Genomic DNA, 17717 nt, shown 5'->3' with positions numbered 1-17717 from the left:
AGTAATTGTTTTAAAGAAGACTAATTGTTTTTTCAGAAATTACAATCTCTTTTCAACTACCTTTACAAAAAATTAAAGAATGCAATTCACAGAATTACCATTACACAAATCAATTTTAAAAGCAGTTGCTGAAGAACGCTTTCATAGACCAACTTTAGTACAAGAAAAAACAATCCCTTTAGTTTTAAACAGAAAAAACGTTATTGTTTCTGCACAAACTGGTACAGGTAAAACTGCTGCTTTTGCATTACCTATTATAGATTTGTTATTAAACAAACAAGATGCAGAAAAAGGAGCCAAAACCATAAAAGCATTGGTAGTTACGCCTACTCGTGAGTTGGCTATTCAGATTTTAGAAAACTTTAAAAGTTATTCTAAATATTCTAACTTAAGAACAACAGCCGTTTTTGGTGGTGTTTCTTTAGAACCTCAAAAAGAATTTTTGGCAAAAGGTGTAGATATTTTGGTAGCTACTCCAGGTCGTTTAATAGATTTGCAACTGCAAGGAAATATCGATTTGTCTGATGTAGAAATCTTTGTGTTAGATGAAGCCGATTTAATGTTGGACATGGGTTTTATCAATGATGTAAAAAAGATTGAAAAATTAATACCAAAGCAAAAACAGACCTTATTATTTTCTGCCACCATTCCAGAAACCATTGATGCACTCGCAAAATCGGTTATTAAAAATGCGGTTCGAGTTGAGATAAACCCTGAAGAAACTACTGCAAAAAATATTGGTCAATTATTATATTATCTTCCAAAAAAGAACAAAACAGATTTGTGTTTGCATTTGTTGCGAAACACCATTAATGGGAAAATTATCATTTTTAGACGCACCAAATTTGGAGTTGATAAACTAGAACAAACTTTACTTAAAAACGGTTATAAAGCAACCAGTATTCACGGAGATAAAAGTCAAGGAATCAGAAATAAAGCCATTGAAGATTTTAAGAGTAAAAAAGCAACGATTTTAATTGCAACTGATGTAGCTGCAAGAGGAATTGACATTACCAATGTAGATGCCATTATCAATTTTGATATTCCGAATATACCAGAAACGTATATCCATAGAATTGGTAGAACAGGTAGAGCAGGAAAATCTGGAATTGCGTTTTCTTTTTGTTCTCCTGATGAAAATACTTACATCAAAAGCATAGAAGTTTTACTTGAAAAATCGATTAAAGTTATTGATGATCATCCTTATCCAGTACAGAAACCTAAGCATAAAAAGAAACAACCCAACACTATCAGCAAACATAAAAAAGGAAGAAAATCTGAAGCTTCTAAAAAGAAGAAAAAAAGATGGTATTAACGTTAAAAAAATTCATGACGTTTGTTTTTAACAATTCACATTTTTAATTTCACTAAATAAAGAGTAACTTTAACACCACAATTACATACTAATCACTCATTTAGGTTTTTTTTCAAGTATTTTAGCAACTATTTTTGAAGTAAATTAAAAACATCTCATTATGAAAACTACTAAAACATTAACTTTACAAAAAAGCACATTTACTCTCTTAAGTTTATTCTTTGCTTTATTCTTTTTCTCTAGTATTGCACAAGCTCAAGAAATTACCGTAAAAGGTATTGTAAAAGGAAACGTAGAAACAGAAATAGAACCATTAATGGAAGCTTCTGTTTATTTAAAAGGAACCAATTTTGCTACAACAACAAACAAAAAAGGTGAATTTACATTTCCTAAAAAATTAAAAAAAGGAGATATTCTAGTATTTTCTTACTTAGGATACATAAAAAAACAAATTAAAATCAGTGAGAAATCTACATTTATTACTGTGGTTTTAAAAGAAGAAAGTATTGAAATGCTGGGTGCTTTAAACTCTAATAAACGCTATAAATCTAAACGCCCAAAGCAATAATTAGATGCATAAGTTTGGGGTTTTACTATTTCTTATTGTAATATATAAAGGTTTTTCTCAAGAATCAGATTTTAAGCACATCAATTTTTCAAGAGCTGACAACATTGCTAAAACTTACAAAAGCAAGAATTTAAACGACCTTAATAAAATTACATCTGCACTTACTAATAGACTAGATACAGATGTAGAAAAGTTTCGTGCAATCTACATTTGGATTACACATAATATCGCAAACGATTTCCGCTTATATTCTAAAAATAATCGAAAAAGAAAACGTTTTAAAAACGATTCTATTAAGTTAGAAAAATGGAATTCTCGTTTTAAAAACATCCTATTTAAAAAGTTACTAAAGAGAAAAAGAACCATCTGTACTGGTTATGCTTATTTACTAAAAGAAATGTGTGCCATTACAGGTATAAAATCTATTATGGTAAATGGTTCTGGTAGAACAAGCACAATGGATGAAGAAGATTTGGCTTATGCAAATCACACTTGGAATTTAGTAAAGTTAAATAACAAATGGTATTTGTGTGACCCTACTTGGTCTACAGGAATTTCTTACCCAGAAGAAGGTAAATTTATTTTCAATTATGATAATGGATATTTCTTAACAGAACCTAAAATATTCTTTTTCAATCATTTTCCATTATCTAAAGAGCATTCTCTTTTAGCTCCTAATACACCAAATTTTAATGAATTTGTAGAAATGCCAGTATTGTATGCTAAAGCATATACTATTTTATCTGATCATATTAATCCTAAAAAAATGTATCATGAGGTTCATAAAAATCAAGAATTTACCTTTGAATACCTCCTAAAAAAATCTATTAATTTAAGAAAGGTAAAATTTATTTTTACAAATAGCGTTTCTGAGAGGACAGTAAAACCTTTGGTTTCTCTTGATAAAAATTCACTAACATTAAAACATACTTTTAAAAAGAGAGGGTTTTATGATCTACATTTCTATATCGGTGATGATATTATAGCAACATATACTTTTAAAGTAGTAAAATAAAAACCTCAGAAAATTCTGAGGTTTTTATTCGATTATTGTTTGGTCATGGTTGCTGTGACCTTTGTTAATAACTTTTGACCTGAAACAGTCATATCCATATCAATGTTAGAAGAATTTAAAACTCCTGAATCTTTATCAATATTCATTTTTCCAGATATAGTTCCTTTCCCCAAACCACTAACAGTACCTGTAATCTCCAACACAACTAAATCAGATGTAATTGATTTTACCGTATAAGTAAACTTCATTTCCATACCTTTTTCAGTTTTAGTCATATCCCAACTACTTCCTACAGAAATAGGTTTTTTAGGATAAACTATATTATTAGACTGATTAGACATATCTTCTAAACCAGCTACGTTTGGCTCTACCTTTGTTTCTATAACTTCTCCTAAATTATTACTTTTCATTGTAATTAAAGCTTGCATCATAGGCCCCATTTGAGATTTCATCATTTTCCCAGTAGCGTCCAATTCGTCATCACTTTTAGATGAGTCATAATTTACTTCTGTTCCAGATTGCACAATTTGCATCACTATTTTTTCAATTTTCATCTCACTATCAAATGTATCTGTATCTGTAGCAATAATTTTTTGAGACATTACAAAATTCATGTCACTAGCCATTAAAGCCCCCATCTCTTGATTTAAAGTCATGTTAATTATATAACTATCACCTTTATTGTAATTAAATCTTAATAATACTGATTCTTGATCTTGACTCTGAACTGCAAAACTTACAGTAACTAGAAATAAAACTAGAAGTTTTTTCATTTATTTATTTTATTTAAATTTTCAACGAATATAATTTTTAAAAACAAAAAACGCTTGAAATTTCAAGCGTTTTTTTATATGATTTTAATATTTGTAGAATGTTAGAAATCTTGATTTATATCCCAGGATTCTAAAATTTCTTTTAATGTTTTAATAAACATACCTCCTAAAGCTCCATTCACAACCCTATGATCGTAAGAATGAGAAACAAACATCTTTTGTCTAATACCAATAAAATCTCCTTCGGAAGTTTCTATTACAGCAGGCACTTTACGAATTGCTCCTAATGCTAAAATAGCCACTTGTGGTTGATTGATAATTGGTGTACCCATTATAGAACCAAAACCACCAACATTTGTTACGGTATATGTTCCGTCTTGAATTTCATCTGGTTTTAAAGCATTTTTTCTTGCTCTGTTTGCCAAATCATTTACAGATTTTGTCATGCCTACTAAATTCAGTTGATCTGCATTTTTGATAACAGGAACAATTAAGTTTCCATCAGGTAAAGCTGCAGCCATCCCTAAATTAATATTCTTCTTTTTAATAATGGAATCTCCACTAACAGCAATATTAATTAGTGGATACTTTTTTATAGTTGATGCAATTGCTTGCATAAAAATTGGAGTAAAAGTTAACTTCTCACCTTCTCTTTTCAAGAATGCATCTTTAACTTTATTACGCCATTTCACTATATTAGTTACATCAATTTCTATAAAAGATTGCACATGAGCAGAAGTCTGAACAGAATCTACCATGTGTTTTGCAACCAATTTACCCATTCTGCTCATCTCAATGATTTCATCTTCACCATTTACAGAAACAGGAGCAGCTTTTGCTGTAACTTTTTCTTTAGGTTTTGGAGCCTCAACCTTAGCAGGTACAACTTCTTTTTGAGGAGCTTTTTCTTTGTTTTCTATGTAAGAAAGAATATCTTCTTTTGTAACTCTACCATCTTTTCCAGAACCAGAAATAGTTTCTAACTCTTGCATAGAAACACCTTCTGTTTGGGCTATGTTTCTAACCAATGGAGAATAAAACTTACCAGAATCTGAAGTTTTAGTTATAGGCGCTGCAACAACTTCAGTGGCTTTTTCAATAGTTTTTTCAACTTCTGCAACTTCATCAGGGGCTTCAACTTCATCAATAATTGACTGATCACTAGATATCTCTCCTTCTGTTTCTATAACAGCAATTGTTTCTCCAACTGCAACAACATCATCTTTCTGAAACATAACTTCTACCAAAGTACCTTCTACTTCAGACGGAACTTCAGAATCTACTTTATCTGTAGCAATTTCCACAACAGCCTCATCCAATTCAATAGTATCACCAACCTCTTTTAACCAAGAAGTAATTGTTGCTTCTGCAACACTTTCTCCCATTTTAGGTAATTTTAATTCAAATCTTGCCATTTCTAGTCATTTTTTCAGATTGCAAAAATACAAAAAAGAAAGATATTTTTTCTGTTATTCCTGTTTTTTTACAAAACCTGTTTTTTAAAAAAATTACATTATTCTAAAATTAATAAGAAATACATTTAATTTATTTCACAAAAATAACTTTTAAAACTATATATTTTACGAAAAACACAACAAACTGTATTTTATCAAAAAAACAAATAGCAAATAAACATAAAGAACATTTATGACCTTTATAAATATATTTAATATACTACAATAAACCCATTAAATACGGAGTTAAAATAACAATATTCTTAATTTTTCCCATAAATTTTAAGAATATCTCAAAACATATGATATTAATCATGTTTTAAACTCTAAATTCGATGTAGTTTTGAGTAATAATTAGAATATTATGAAAACAAAAATAATAGTTGCTTTATATTTTTTATTTGCTATAAATAGTATCGTAGGTCAAGAAAATAAAAAAACTTCAGAGAGTTTAAATATTAAACTTCCTAGCACTGTATTAATCAAAGGAACCTCTACACTTCATGACTGGGAAAGCAGTGTAGAAAAAACAGAAGCCAAACTTGTTGTAAACAATTTAAATGATGTTGATATAGAAACTTTAAACGTAAATGTTGAAGTATTAAGCATTAAAAGTGGTAAGAAATTAATGGATAAACTTACCTACAAAGCTTTGAAGGCAAAAGAACATCCAGTAATTACTTTCATATTTAAAAAAGGAGAAATAGTTAATGAAAGTACAAATTTTATTGACATTAAATTAATGGGAGACTTAACTATTGCTGGTGTAACAAAAAATGTTTCTGTAGTTACAAAAATTAACAAATTAGGCAACACAATAGTTCTTAAAGGAAGTCATCAACTTAAAATGACAGATTTTGGAATAAAACCGCCAAGAGCATTACTAGGAACTATTAAAACAGGTGATGAAATAACAATAGAATTCAATTTAAAATTTAACTAAACACAAATATCATGAATAAAGTAAACAATTTATTATTAGTAGTATTTATTGCTCTCTTTGGATTGAGCTCAAATGCACAAGAAATACAATTCTTACGTGGGACAGGTTACGATGGATTAAATGTTTTTGAAACTAAGAAAGATAATGATGTAGAATTTGAAAAACTAAAAGTAAAAGTTGGAGGTGATTTTGCCATTCAATTTCAAGGACTATACCATTCTAACGACGCAAACAGTTTAACCGCTATTGGTAGTAATGTAAATTTACCTACCGCGAACTTAAACTTTGATGTTCAACTAGCAGATGGAGTTAGAATGCATTTAAGAACCTTTTTATCTTCTAGACACCACAATGAAACTTGGGTAAAAGGAGGACACATTCAAATTGATAAATTAGATTTTATTAAAAAAGATTTCTTAAAAAGTTTCATGGACATTACTACCATTAGAGTTGGTGTAGACCAATTAAATTATGGTGATGCACACTTTAGAAGATCAGACAATGCCATGGCAATTTATAACCCTTTTGTTGGGAATTACATTATGGATGCGTACACAGTAGAACCTTTTGTAGAACTAACTTTTCAACCTAAAGACTACTTAATTGTTGCTGGTATTTCTAACGGATTATTAAATCCAACAGTAGACAAAGTAATTACACCTTGGCAATCAACTACAATTGTTGGAGAAAAGGATTTAAAAGTTACTTTTTACGGTAAATTAGGTTTAGATCGTCAAGTTAACGAAGCATTAAGAGTTCGTTTAACAGGTTCATTTATTGCTGAAAATGGCTACAACAATGGAGATCATTTATATAATGGCGATAGAGCTGGTTCTAGATACTACAACCTATTTAATTATAACAACGGTGGTAACTTAGTTTCTGGTGGAGACTTTTCTGGAAGATTTAACCCTGGTTTTAAAAATAATACATCCTACCAAATAAATCCTTTTATACAATACAAAGGCTGGGAATTTTTTGGAATTTACGAAACCAGTAAAGGAAACAGAGTAGAAGGAAATGAAAAAGGTTCTTTTACGCAATTAGGCACTGAATTATTATACAGATTTGGAGAACGAGGACAATTTTATGTAGCAGGTAGATACAATTCTGTTAGTGGTAATGCTGATTATGCTGCAGGAGGAACTAAACCAAACGAACAAAAAATTAATAGAACTAACATTGGTGCTGGTTGGTTTATGACTAAAAACATCTTAATGAAAGCTGAATTAGTGAAACAAACCTATAATTCTGATACATCTGCTTGGTCTCCTAACGCATGGACTCCAGCAGTATTATCTGGAGCAGCAATGGATGGTTTTGTTATTGAGGCTGTGATCAGTTTCTAAATTTGAATATTTGAATTAATTGAAAAAAGGTTGCTAAAAGCAACCTTTTTTTATTTGACCCATTGTTTTGGAGATTTCAAAACCTCTAACAGTTTGGCTTCCTCAGAATTTTCTTTGGGTTGATGATTGTATTTCCACTGCACAATTGGTGGTAAACTCATTAGAATACTTTCTATTCTGCCATTTGTTTTAAGTCCGAAAAGCGTACCTCTATCGTGTACTAAATTGAATTCTACATAACGACCTCTTCTAACTTCTTGCCAATCTCTATGTTGTTGATGATAATCAAGTTCTTTTCTTTTTTTAACGATTGGAACATAACTTTCTATAAAGCTATCCCCAACTTCTGTGACAAAATTATATCTGTCTTCTATTGAAAATTCATCAGTTTCCTTTAAATAATCAAAGAATAACCCTCCAATTCCACGAGCTTCATTTCTATGGGTGTTCCAAAAATAATTATCACAAGTTTCTTTAAATTTGGAATAAAATTCAGGATGATGTCTGTCGCAAGCGGATTTACAAACTTGATGAAAATGAATGGCATCTTGATTAAACAAATAATAAGGTGTTAAATCTTGCCCTCCACCAAACCATTGGGTAACAATATTTCCGTTTGCATCATACATTTCAAAATAGCGCCAATTTGCATGAACTGTTGGCACAAAAGGATTCTTTGGATGTAACACTAAACTCAATCCACATGCAAAAAAATCACCCTCTTTCACTCCAAATTGTTTTCTTAAAGGTTCAGGTAATTCTCCAAAAACTTTAGAAATGTTTACACCTCCTTTTTCAAAAACTCCCCCATTTTCGATAACGCGAGTTCTACCTCCACCTCCTTCAGCTCTTTTCCAAAGATCTTCTTGAAAGGTTGCAACTCCATCTACTTTTTTTAAAGTTGATGTAATGGTATCTTGAAGATTTTCTATGTATTTGTAAAACTTATCTTTCATTTTGTAATTCGTATAATTCCATATCTAAAGGCTCTAAACCTATTGGAGTAAATGATTTTTCTAATGTTCTAATCCAAGTAAAATTACACTTTTCAGCAACTTTTACACTACCAATATTCGTTTTATGTGTAATAATTTGAAGTTTTGTAAGATGCAATTCTTTAAAAGCATAATCAGAAAGTACTTGTACAACTTTCGTTGTAAAACCTTTTCTTTCTATTTCATAACCAATCGCGTAAGCTAATTCTCCTTGCTTTATTTCCCAATTAATATCTTTAATATAGAAGATTCCATCTATAGTTCTTTCTTTAATATTCTTTAAAACAAAAACAAATTCTTCTTTTTTCTGAAAGCTTTTTAATTTTTGCTTTACAAATAATTGTGACAATTCTGGAGTTAAATTCTGAGCTAAAGTAACAGGGAAATAAGTTTTAAATCTATCTTCATTGGATACCATAAAGTTACAAATTCTCCAAGCATGTTTTTCTTGGAGTAATTCTAAAACATGGTCTCCAAAATTTACTATCATAACTCTTTTTGATTATTTAATAACTCAACCGTTTTTACTGATGCTGCTGTAACAGATAATGGTAAAACTATTATAATCCCCATTACCGGAATTAACAAGCATAATATAAATACAATTCCATTTCCAATAGAAAAACCTTTATTACGCTCAACAAAATCAACACTTTCTTTATATTTTAAATGACGTTCTAAGGTGTAGTCCATATTTCCAAAACCTGCATAATACGCTTGCACTAAAAACAATAAAATAGTAGAAAATATATTGACTATCGGAATAAATTTCAATAATAAAATTGGAATTGTAATCAACAATTCTTTACTTAAATTTCTAAAGTTTATTCGAATTCCTCTTATTAATTGTTCCTGAAAACTTGATTTTCTATGATTTTGATGCAAACCCCCATTAATATGAATTTCAATTTTTTCTGAAACTGGACTCATAAATGGAGCAGACAATGCTAAAATAATATGTTTATATAAAATTAAACCAATGACTAAAACAAAGATTGCTCCAACAAGTGAGGTAATCTTTGTAACGGTTTCTTTACCCCAGTCCCAAATCCAAATTTTTGCTAAAAAATCACCAATATTATCTGACAAACCGTAAGCTAAAATTCCTATTACAATTGCCGTTAAGACACTAATTAAAATAGGAATTGCAAAATATTTCCAAAGTTTTAATTTAGACAATAAAGTAAAAGCACCAACATAACCTTGTATTCCAGAAAGTATATTTTTAATCATTAGCGTTGGCTTGCGTTAGCGATTGAAATGGCATCCTTTTTAATTTGTTTCAAAAGCAAGAACTTTAGACTGCGCTCATGGTGACAAATTAAAAAGATATAATGGAAAGCGCGACCTTTAGGGAACGCCCATATTTTAACTTTTATACTCTTTTACTGCATCTACAAATGCCTTAGCATTGGCTAATGGAATGTTTGGTAAAATTCCGTGTCCTAAATTAACGATATATCTGTCTTTTCCAAAATCATGAATCATTTGAGCAACCATTTTCTTAATTTCTGCTGGTGGAGATAATAATCTTGAAGGATCAAAATTACCTTGTAATGTTATTCTTCCTCCTGATAAATAACGTGCATTTCTTGGAGAACACGTCCAATCTACACCTAATGCAGAAGCACCAGATTTCGCCATATCGCCCAATGCAAACCAACAACCTTTTCCGAATGCAATTACTGGAGCATCATCTTTTAAAGCATCAATTATTTGCTGAATGTATTGCCAAGAAAACTCTTGATAATCTGTTGGAGATAACATGCCTCCCCAAGAATCAAAAACCTGAACTGCATTTACACCAGCTTCTACTTTAGCTTTTAAATACGCAATGGTAGTATCTGTAATTTTTTGTAACAAACTATGCGCAACAACAGGATTGGTAAAACACAATTCTTTGGCTTTATCGAAATTTTTAGAACCTTGACCTTGCACGCAGTAACATAAAATTGTCCAAGGTGAACCTGCAAAACCAATTAACGGAATTTCATCATTCAACTTTTCTTTGGTTGCTTTAATAGCATCCATTACATAGCCTAAAGAATCTTGAATGTCTGGAATAATCACAGCATCTAGATCTTTTTGAGAACGAATTGGATTTGGTAAATAAGGTCCAAAATTTGGTTTCATTTCCACTTCAATATTCATGGCTTGCGGAATAACCAAAATATCTGAAAACAAAATGGCAGCATCCATACCATATCTTCTGATAGGTTGTACTGTAATTTCTGAAGCTAATTCTGGAGTTTGACAACGCGTAAAGAAATCGTACTTTTTTTTGATTTCCATAAACTCTGGCAAATAACGTCCTGCTTGACGCATCATCCAAACTGGAGGTCTTTCTACAGTTTCTCCTTTTAATGCTCTTAAAAATAAATCGTTTTTTATCATTATACTCTAGTTGAATAGTTTGAAAGTAGCAAGTTTAAAAAGTTACTTTCTAACTTTATTACTATTAACTTTTTAACTATTTGCTACTTTTTGCATGGCTTTATCAGTTGCGTCTGCAATCACTTTTATATCTTTCTCTGAAATAGCCGAATTTAAAAACCAAGCTTCAAACTGACTTGGTGGTAAAAACACACCGTTTTTAATCATTTCCCAAAAGAAAACTGCAAATTTTTGGGTATCTGAAGTTTGTGCTTCTTTAAAATTAGTAACCTTTGTTTTTGTGAAAAATGGATTTAACATAGATCCAAATCTGTTTACAGACAAATCAACATTATATTTCTTGGCAGTTTCTAATAGAATTACCTCTATAATACCACCAATTTCCTCAAATTTGTCATAAGGGTTTTGTTTTTTCAATTCTGTTAAGGTTGATATTCCGCCAGCCATTGCAATTGGATTTCCAGACAATGTTCCTGCTTGATACATACCTCCTAAAGGAGCTACATTTTCCATAATTTCATTTCGTGCTCCATAGGCTCCAACTGGAAAACCTCCTCCAATTACTTTTCCTAAACATGTAATATCTGCAACAACTCCTAATTTTTCTTGAGCTCCTCCAAAAGTTGAACGGAAACCTGTCATTACTTCATCTGCAATTAAAACTGCTCCGTTTTTATGTGCTAATTCTTTTAACTCTTTTAGAAAATCGTTTTGTGGAATTACAACCCCCATATTTCCTCCAACAGGTTCAATAATTACACCTGCAATGTCATCGTATTTCTCAAAATGTGCTTTTACACTTTCTAAATTGTTGTATTCTGCAATCAACGTATTTTTTACAGCTCCTTCTGGAACTCCTTTAGAACCTGGTAAACTTAAAGTTGCTAAACCAGAACCTGCAGCTACCAATAATGCATCTTGATGCCCATGATAACAACCTGAAAATTTTATGATTTTATCTTTTCCTGTAAATGCTCTTGCTAAACGAATTCCGCTTAAAACAGCTTCAGTTCCTGAATTTACAAAACGAACTTTATCCATTCCTGGAAAAGCATCACATACTATTTTTGCTAATTTGATTTCATTTTCAGTAGAAGCCCCAAAAGAATACCCTTTTTTCAAAGTATTTTTTACAGCTTTTTCTACTTTTTTATGACGATGACCTAAAATCATTGGACCATAAGACAATACTAAATCCACATATTTGTTATCATCAACGTCAACGATTTTACTGCCTTTTGCTTTTTTGATAAATAAAGGATTTCCGCCAACTGAAGCAAATGCTCTTACTGGAGAATTTACTGCTCCAACTAAGTGTTGCAGTCCTTTTGTATATAATTTTTGTGATTTTTTAAAACTCATACTTCGCTAGTTATTAGTCTTTAGTTCTTAGTTGTTAGTATTTTTGCTGCTTCCTTTGCAAAATAGGTGATAATAATATCTGCTCCTGCTCTTTTCATTGAGAGTAAACTTTCCATCATAACTCTTTCTCCATCAATCCAACCTTTTTCTGCAGCTGCCTTTACCATGGCATATTCTCCACTTACATTATAACAAGCAATAGGTCTATCAAAATTATTTTTTAAATCTCTAATGATATCCAAATAAGACAAAGCTGGTTTTACCATTAAAACATCTGCTCCTTCTTGATCATCAAAAGTAGCCTCACGCATTCCTTCATCTCTATTTGATGGATCCATTTGATAGGTTCTCCTGTCACCAAAAGTTGGTGCAGAATCTGCAGCATCTCTAAAAGGACCATAAAATGCTGATGCATATTTTACAGAATATGCCATAATTGGTAAATTTGGATAACCTGTATTGTCTAAAGATTGACGAATCATATCAATTGTCCCATCCATCATTCCTGAAGGTGCAACCATATCTACTCCTGCTTTAGCGTGAGAAATGACTTGTTTTGCAATATTGACTAAAGTAGCATCATTATCTACATCATTGTCGTGAATAATTCCACAGTGACCATGAGAAGTGTATTCACAAAAACAAACATCAGTGATTACATATAAATCTGGATAGTTTTTTTTGATAAAACGGATTGCTTGTTGCATAATTCCATTATCGTTCCAAGTTTCTGTACCTTCCTCATCTTTCTTGGATGGAATTCCGAATAATAAAACTGCAGGAATATTTAAGGCTACTACTTCATCTAATTCTTTAGAAACCGTATCCAAAGAAAACCTTTTAATTCCTGGCATTGAAACAATTTCTGTTTCTATATTTTCACCTTCTTCTATAAAGAGTGGATAGATAAAATCGTCTACAGATAACTTGGTTTCTCTAACCAATCTTCTAATTCCTTCTTGTTTTCTAAGTCTTCTTGTTCTGAACATTTACTATAACTTATTGTCAGTTCGAGCGCAGTTGAGAACTAATTTAACCTCTCGACTGCGCTCGAGGAGACATTTTTAAATACCTAATTTCCTGAAAAATGAGATTTCACCAATTCTAAAACCGAATCTACACTTGGTAAATTGGCAACTTCAACTTTATCAAAATGTTTTCTTGCTTCTTTTGCTGTAGTTTCTCCAATACAAAATGCTATTTTATCTTTTGAATTTTCTTTTAAATAACTCTCAATTCCTGAGGGACTGTAAAATAAAACTCCAGAAACAGTATCATCAATTTTTACAGGACTTAGCATTGTTTTGTAAGCTTCAACCTCATTTACAACAATATCGTGAGTTTGTAGATACGCTGGTAAAATATCTAAACGTAAATCACTACAGAAATACGTAACTTCTTTATTTTCTAATGCTGTAGATAAATATTCTGCTAATTTTTTAGCATTTTTTGCCACATGAGTAACTTTACCTATTCTATTTTCAATCAACTTTTTAGTTCTTCTTCCAACACAATAAATGTCTTTAAACTTCAATTCATCTTTAGTGAATGAATTCAAAATAGCTTCCACCCCATTTTGACTGGTAATGATAACATTTTCTAGTTCGTTTTTCATCACTTTTGGTGGAATTCTATTGAAACGGATTTTAATAAAATCACTATCTTCAATGCCAATTGTACTTGGCAAAGTTTTCTTTTGAGCTTCTGATAATTTTTTAGTGGAATATACATTATGGCTTACTAAAGTTTCACCCTCCATATCATCCAACATCAACTCTTTTCCACCTCTATTAATTATATAATCTGCACAATCTTTTGCTAAAAAACGGTGACGTCCCATTTTAGCGGTTTTGGTCACTGTAATTTTCTTGGAACCGTCTTTTTTTAGTAAAACTCCTTTAAAATTGATTTCTTCAGTTTTCTCATCAACATAAGCTAAAGCTCCTATTGGTGCAGTACAACCACCTTCTAATTGATTCAAAAACTCACGTTCTATACCAACACAAACTTGTGTTTCATAATGATTCAGTTGCTCACAAGCATCTTTTGTAAAATCATCTTTTTCTAAACATGCAACCATAATTGTACCTTGGGCAGGTGCAGGAATCATCCAGGAAAGACTGATTGCTCCTTTGGGTCTTTTACCAATTCTTTCTAATCCAGCAGCAGCAAAAATAGCTCCGTTCCAAGTTTCACTATCTTCTAATTTTTGCAAACGCGTATTTACATTTCCGCGTAAATCTTCTACTTTATGCGTTGGATAACGATTTAACCACATTGCTTTTCTTCGTAAACTTCCTGTTGCAATTATTCCATTTGGTTGTCCAAAGAATTCTTCAGTGTCTTTTAAAACTAAAATATCATTGTAGTTTGCTCTTTTTAAAACTGCTCCTTGAATAATACCTTCTGGCAAAACCGTTGGTACATCTTTTAGAGAGTGCACAGCAATATCAATATCACCATTTAACATAGCAATATCTAAATTTTTGGTAAAAATCCCAGTAATTCCTAATTCGTAGAGCGGTTTATCTAAAACGATATCTCCTGTAGATTTAATAGGGACAATCTCAGATTCATATCCTAATTCCGCTAATTCTTTGCGTACTTTATTAGCTTGCCAAAGCGCCAATTGGCTATCGCGAGTACCTATTCTAATTGTTTTCTGCATCTTTTTTTAAGATTGAAACACCTTGTTTATGACTTGAAGGCTTTGTGAAACAGATGTTTCTTCATCTTTAAGATGCTTCACAAATTGTGTAGTTATTTTTTGAATAAAACGAGATGTTAATAATTCTGCTTGATCTTCATCAAAATTAGCAATTTTTTTCTTTTGAAAATTAATCTCGTCCTTTTTAATATTTTCTAATGATTGTTTTAATGCAGCAATTGCTGGTGTAAATCTTCTGTGATTTAACCAGCTATTAAATTCTGCCTTATGTGTTTCAATAATAGCTTCTGCAAGAGGAACTTCTTTTTGACGAATAGCTAAAGTTTCATCAGTAATTTTTGATAACTCATCAACATTAACCAAAGTAACCTTATCAAAATCAGAAACGTTTTTAGCAACATTCTCTGGCATAGACAAATCTAATATCAATAATTCTTTATTTTCAGAAATGTTTGTTGTTGTTATGGTGGGTTTATCAGCTCCTGTAGAAACAATTAAAACATCGGCTTTAGCTACCTCTTCAGATAAATTCTCAATTAATGCTTTTCTTATTGAAGCATGTTCTTTTACAAACTCAGTTGCTTTTTCTTCTGTTCTATTAATCAAGCACACTTGTTTGTTTTGCGTATATTCTGATAGATTTTTACAAGTATGTTTGCCCATTTTACCCAATCCGAAAACTAAAATATTTTTAGAATTGTAATCTGGTAAGTTTTTAATGATATACTGCACAGCTGCATAAGAAACAGAAGTTGTTCCTGAACTTAATCTTGTTTCGTTTTTTACTCTTTTACTTGCTTGAAGAACAGAATTTATAAGTCTTTCTGAATAGGCATTAGTTGTTTTTAAAGATTTTGCCATTTTAAAAGATTGCCTTAACTGACCTACAATCTCATAATCTCCTAAAATCTGACTTTCTAAACCTGTACCAATTCTAAATAATTGCTGAATTGCCTCTTGGTCTTTGTAAACATTTGAAACTTTTGAAAACTCTTGAATTGTGCCTTCAGAAAATTCGCATAACAATTCTATTAACTGACAAGGTCTTTCTGCAAAACCTGAAATTTCTGTTCGGTTACAAGTAGACAAAACAAAGATTCCTTCAAATCCTTTTTCTTTGGCTAAATTCAACAACGCTTTTTGGTTTTCTTTAGATAAAGAAAATTTTCCACGTGTGTTAGCATCCGCTTTTTTGTAACTAACCCCAATATTGTAAAAGTGCTCTTGCCTGACCTCTTGCATCTTATTGTAAAAGTTGGTCAAAAGTATAAACTTCATTTAAAAAAAAACATCGCTTAAAGTACTTTTTATATCGCTAAATGTTTTTTAGATACTTTTTAACTTAAAAACACCTAAAAACCCTTATTTTTGCAGTAGGCACAAGGTTTTATAGTGTTATTATATAGAATCATTCTAAATAAAAAGAATCCTAATTCTGTAAAAATATATGTTTAAAAATGTCGGAGAAAGTACTTTTGATGAAATCATCCTAGAAGATGGTTTTTATGTACTTCATTTTCAGAACGAAAGCAAAGAAACACAAGTTTTTGAAAGAGCTATCAACAGCACTTTTATTCAAATTCATTTTTGTTTGAGAGGAAATTCTAAATTTTTATTCAATAATGGTGCATATTCTTTTGATGTTTTCGACAATAGGTCTATTCTATTATACAATCCGCAAAGAACATTACCTATTCATTTAGAAAATCAACCCAAAACCACTTTAGTTTCTTTATTAATTTCTATTGAAAAATTTCACTCTTTATTTTCTAAAGAGTCTGGTCATATTCCTTTTTTAAGTGATGAAAATAGTAACAGAAAATATTACGATGATACAGAAATAAAACCTACAGTTTCTATAGTATTACAACAAATTATCAATTCTAACATCAACAGCTCCATAAGAGAACTATATGTAAAAGGAAAAGTTTATGAATTGTTAAGTTTGCATTTTCAAAAAGATGAAAACGTTGAGGGTGAGTATTGTCCTTTTTTGGTGGATGAACAAAATGTTTTAAAAATTAGAAAAGCTAAAGAAATTATTATTGATAGAATGGCTGAACCACCAAGTTTACTAGAATTAGCAAATGAAATTGGATTAAACATTAAAAAACTAAAAGAAGGCTTTAAGCAAATTTACGGAGATACTGTGTTTAGTTTTTTACTTGATTACAAAATGGAACATGCTAGAAGGCTGCTAGAAAGCAATCAATATAATGTAAACGAAGTTGGGATTAAAGTAGGATATAGCACTTCAAGTCACTTTATTGCTGCGTTTAAAAAGAAGTTTGGCACTACACCAAAGAAATATGTAATGAGCTTAAATCAATAAGACGTTTTTTACAATTAAACATTAAAGAGTGAAACAATTAACGCATTACGATATCGAAAATCAACAGCAACAATTTCCTATTACCATTGTTTGTGATGCCATTAGAACCCCTGAAAACATTGGCATGTGTTTTCGAATTTCTGAAAGTTTTGGTGTAGAAAAAATTTATTTTCACGAGAATTCGCCTTCTTTAGAAAATAGAAAAGTTGTTAAAACGGCTAGAAATACCATCAACCAAATAAAACATGATTTTTATAACGATTTTGAGCAATTAATTCAGCAATTAAAAGAAGAAGAAAACACAATTTTAGGTATAGAAATTACTGATAAAAGCATCAATATTCAAGATTTTAATTTTAAAAATCATGAGAAAATCGTTTTACTTTTGGGAAGTGAACGTAACGGAATTAAAAACATCGATTTGGTAGACGAAACGATTGCCATACCAATGTATGGAAGAAATTCGTCAATGAATGTAATCCATAGTTTGGCAATTAGTTTGTATGAGATTACCAATCAATTTGCAAAAAAATAAATAAGATTCTGAAA

17 protein-coding genes are annotated in these 17717 nt (G+C 30.7%); 7 read left to right on the top strand and 10 right to left on the bottom strand.

All coding sequences use genetic code 11. The annotated features are described in order from the left end of the window. The first annotated feature begins 79 nt into the window (after positions 1 to 79). The 3 genes from FP421_RS10950 to FP421_RS10940 all read left to right on the top strand — a co-directional run bounded on the left by FP421_RS10950 (position 80) and on the right by FP421_RS10940 (position 2898). A complete protein-coding gene (locus FP421_RS10950) occupies positions 80 to 1315 on the top strand; it encodes a DEAD/DEAH box helicase (RefSeq protein ID WP_159950552.1) in 1236 nt (411 codons plus the stop codon). 160 nt (positions 1316 to 1475) lie between these two features. Beyond that, positions 1476 to 1883, top strand: coding sequence for a carboxypeptidase-like regulatory domain-containing protein (locus tag FP421_RS10945; RefSeq protein WP_159950550.1), 408 nt, complete (start codon positions 1476 to 1478; stop codon positions 1881 to 1883). Between the two features lie 4 nt (positions 1884 to 1887). Beyond that, positions 1888 to 2898: a transglutaminase domain-containing protein gene (locus FP421_RS10940; protein WP_159950548.1), complete on the top strand. Its 1011-nt coding sequence runs from the start codon at positions 1888 to 1890 to the stop codon at positions 2896 to 2898. 32 nt (positions 2899 to 2930) lie between these two features. Here the strand turns inward: FP421_RS10940 and FP421_RS10935 are convergent, their stop codons facing one another. Beyond that, complete coding sequence (locus tag FP421_RS10935; RefSeq protein WP_159950546.1) at positions 2931 to 3671, bottom strand: DUF6263 family protein; 741 nt, start codon at positions 3669 to 3671, stop codon at positions 2931 to 2933. Positions 3672 to 3772: 101 nt separating this feature from the next. Then, a complete protein-coding gene (locus tag FP421_RS10930) occupies positions 3773 to 5086 on the bottom strand; it encodes a dihydrolipoamide acetyltransferase family protein (protein ID WP_159950544.1) in 1314 nt (437 codons plus the stop codon). 403 nt (positions 5087 to 5489) lie between these two features. Between FP421_RS10930 and FP421_RS10925 the strand changes: the two genes are divergently transcribed. Both FP421_RS10925 and FP421_RS10920 read left to right on the top strand, forming a co-directional pair. Next, positions 5490 to 6068 (top strand): YceI family protein, encoded by a 579-nt coding sequence (locus tag FP421_RS10925; protein ID WP_159950542.1) that lies wholly within the window; start codon positions 5490 to 5492, stop codon positions 6066 to 6068. Positions 6069 to 6079: 11 nt separating this feature from the next. Then, positions 6080 to 7417 carry a hypothetical protein gene (locus FP421_RS10920; protein WP_159950540.1) on the top strand — a complete coding sequence of 446 codons (1338 nt, stop codon included), beginning with the start codon at positions 6080 to 6082 and terminating at the stop codon, positions 7415 to 7417. 50 nt (positions 7418 to 7467) lie between these two features. Here FP421_RS10920 and hemF read toward each other — a convergent pair whose 3' ends face one another. From hemF to hemA, 8 genes are all read right to left on the bottom strand, one after another. After that, positions 7468 to 8373: an oxygen-dependent coproporphyrinogen oxidase gene (hemF, locus tag FP421_RS10915; RefSeq protein WP_159950538.1), complete on the bottom strand. Its 906-nt coding sequence runs from the start codon at positions 8371 to 8373 to the stop codon at positions 7468 to 7470. Then, positions 8363 to 8902: a GNAT family N-acetyltransferase gene (locus FP421_RS10910; RefSeq protein ID WP_159950536.1), complete on the bottom strand. Its 540-nt coding sequence runs from the start codon at positions 8900 to 8902 to the stop codon at positions 8363 to 8365. The genes hemF and FP421_RS10910 overlap by 11 nt, the downstream gene beginning before the upstream one ends. Next, complete coding sequence (locus tag FP421_RS10905; protein WP_159950534.1) at positions 8899 to 9645, bottom strand: EI24 domain-containing protein; 747 nt, start codon at positions 9643 to 9645, stop codon at positions 8899 to 8901. Before FP421_RS10905 ends, FP421_RS10910 begins: the two co-directional genes overlap by 4 nt. 135 nt (positions 9646 to 9780) lie before the next feature. Further along, on the bottom strand, positions 9781 to 10806 hold the full coding sequence (gene hemE / locus FP421_RS10900) for a uroporphyrinogen decarboxylase (protein ID WP_159950532.1): 1026 nt from the start codon (positions 10804 to 10806) through the stop codon (positions 9781 to 9783). A 72-nt stretch (positions 10807 to 10878) separates the two neighbouring features. After that, positions 10879 to 12168, bottom strand: coding sequence for a glutamate-1-semialdehyde 2,1-aminomutase (gene hemL / locus FP421_RS10895; protein ID WP_159950530.1), 1290 nt, complete (start codon positions 12166 to 12168; stop codon positions 10879 to 10881). A gap of 20 nt (positions 12169 to 12188) precedes the next feature. Then, positions 12189 to 13157 (bottom strand): porphobilinogen synthase, encoded by a 969-nt coding sequence (gene hemB / locus FP421_RS10890; protein WP_159950528.1) that lies wholly within the window; start codon positions 13155 to 13157, stop codon positions 12189 to 12191. 83 nt (positions 13158 to 13240) lie between these two features. Further along, positions 13241 to 14836, bottom strand: coding sequence for a hydroxymethylbilane synthase (gene hemC / locus FP421_RS10885; protein WP_159950526.1), 1596 nt, complete (start codon positions 14834 to 14836; stop codon positions 13241 to 13243). Positions 14837 to 14842: 6 nt separating this feature from the next. After that, a complete protein-coding gene (hemA, locus tag FP421_RS10880; protein WP_159950524.1) occupies positions 14843 to 16078 on the bottom strand; it encodes a glutamyl-tRNA reductase in 1236 nt (411 codons plus the stop codon). Positions 16079 to 16283: 205 nt separating this feature from the next. Here hemA and FP421_RS10875 point away from each other — a divergent pair, with 205 nt between their 5' ends. Beyond that, entirely contained in the window at positions 16284 to 17168 is an 885-nt protein-coding gene (locus FP421_RS10875; protein WP_159950522.1) for a helix-turn-helix transcriptional regulator, read from the top strand. A gap of 28 nt (positions 17169 to 17196) precedes the next feature. Continuing rightward, complete coding sequence (locus tag FP421_RS10870; protein ID WP_159950520.1) at positions 17197 to 17703, top strand: TrmH family RNA methyltransferase; 507 nt, start codon at positions 17197 to 17199, stop codon at positions 17701 to 17703. Positions 17704 to 17717: the final 14 nt, after the last annotated feature.

This window comes from Polaribacter septentrionalilitoris, assembly GCF_009832745.1.
Classification (GTDB): Bacteria; Bacteroidota; Bacteroidia; order Flavobacteriales; family Flavobacteriaceae; genus Polaribacter; species Polaribacter septentrionalilitoris.
This window is presented reverse-complemented; position numbering and strand designations above follow the sequence as displayed.

Excerpts from the sequence above, each read along its gene's own strand:
- FP421_RS10910 (WP_159950536.1), bottom strand. The coding sequence starts at position 8,902 with ATGATAGTAAATTTTGGAGACCATGTTTTAGAATTACTCCAAGAAAAA.
- hemE (WP_159950532.1), bottom strand. The coding sequence starts at position 10,806 with ATGATAAAAAACGATTTATTTTTAAGAGCATTAAAAGGAGAAACTGTA.
- FP421_RS10945 (WP_159950550.1), top strand. The coding sequence starts at position 1,476 with ATGAAAACTACTAAAACATTAACTTTACAAAAAAGCACATTTACTCTC.
- FP421_RS10920 (WP_159950540.1), top strand. The coding sequence starts at position 6,080 with ATGAATAAAGTAAACAATTTATTATTAGTAGTATTTATTGCTCTCTTT.
- FP421_RS10925 (WP_159950542.1), top strand. The coding sequence starts at position 5,490 with ATGAAAACAAAAATAATAGTTGCTTTATATTTTTTATTTGCTATAAAT.
- hemB (WP_159950528.1), bottom strand. The coding sequence starts at position 13,157 with ATGTTCAGAACAAGAAGACTTAGAAAACAAGAAGGAATTAGAAGATTG.
- hemA (WP_159950524.1), bottom strand. The coding sequence starts at position 16,078 with ATGCAAGAGGTCAGGCAAGAGCACTTTTACAATATTGGGGTTAGTTAC.
- hemC (WP_159950526.1), bottom strand. The coding sequence starts at position 14,836 with ATGCAGAAAACAATTAGAATAGGTACTCGCGATAGCCAATTGGCGCTT.
- FP421_RS10875 (WP_159950522.1), top strand. The coding sequence starts at position 16,284 with ATGTTTAAAAATGTCGGAGAAAGTACTTTTGATGAAATCATCCTAGAA.
- FP421_RS10905 (WP_159950534.1), bottom strand. The coding sequence starts at position 9,645 with ATGATTAAAAATATACTTTCTGGAATACAAGGTTATGTTGGTGCTTTT.
- hemL (WP_159950530.1), bottom strand. The coding sequence starts at position 12,168 with ATGAGTTTTAAAAAATCACAAAAATTATATACAAAAGGACTGCAACAC.
- FP421_RS10940 (WP_159950548.1), top strand. The coding sequence starts at position 1,888 with ATGCATAAGTTTGGGGTTTTACTATTTCTTATTGTAATATATAAAGGT.
- FP421_RS10930 (WP_159950544.1), bottom strand. The coding sequence starts at position 5,086 with ATGGCAAGATTTGAATTAAAATTACCTAAAATGGGAGAAAGTGTTGCA.
- hemF (WP_159950538.1), bottom strand. The coding sequence starts at position 8,373 with ATGAAAGATAAGTTTTACAAATACATAGAAAATCTTCAAGATACCATT.
- FP421_RS10950 (WP_159950552.1), top strand. The coding sequence starts at position 80 with ATGCAATTCACAGAATTACCATTACACAAATCAATTTTAAAAGCAGTT.
- FP421_RS10935 (WP_159950546.1), bottom strand. The coding sequence starts at position 3,671 with ATGAAAAAACTTCTAGTTTTATTTCTAGTTACTGTAAGTTTTGCAGTT.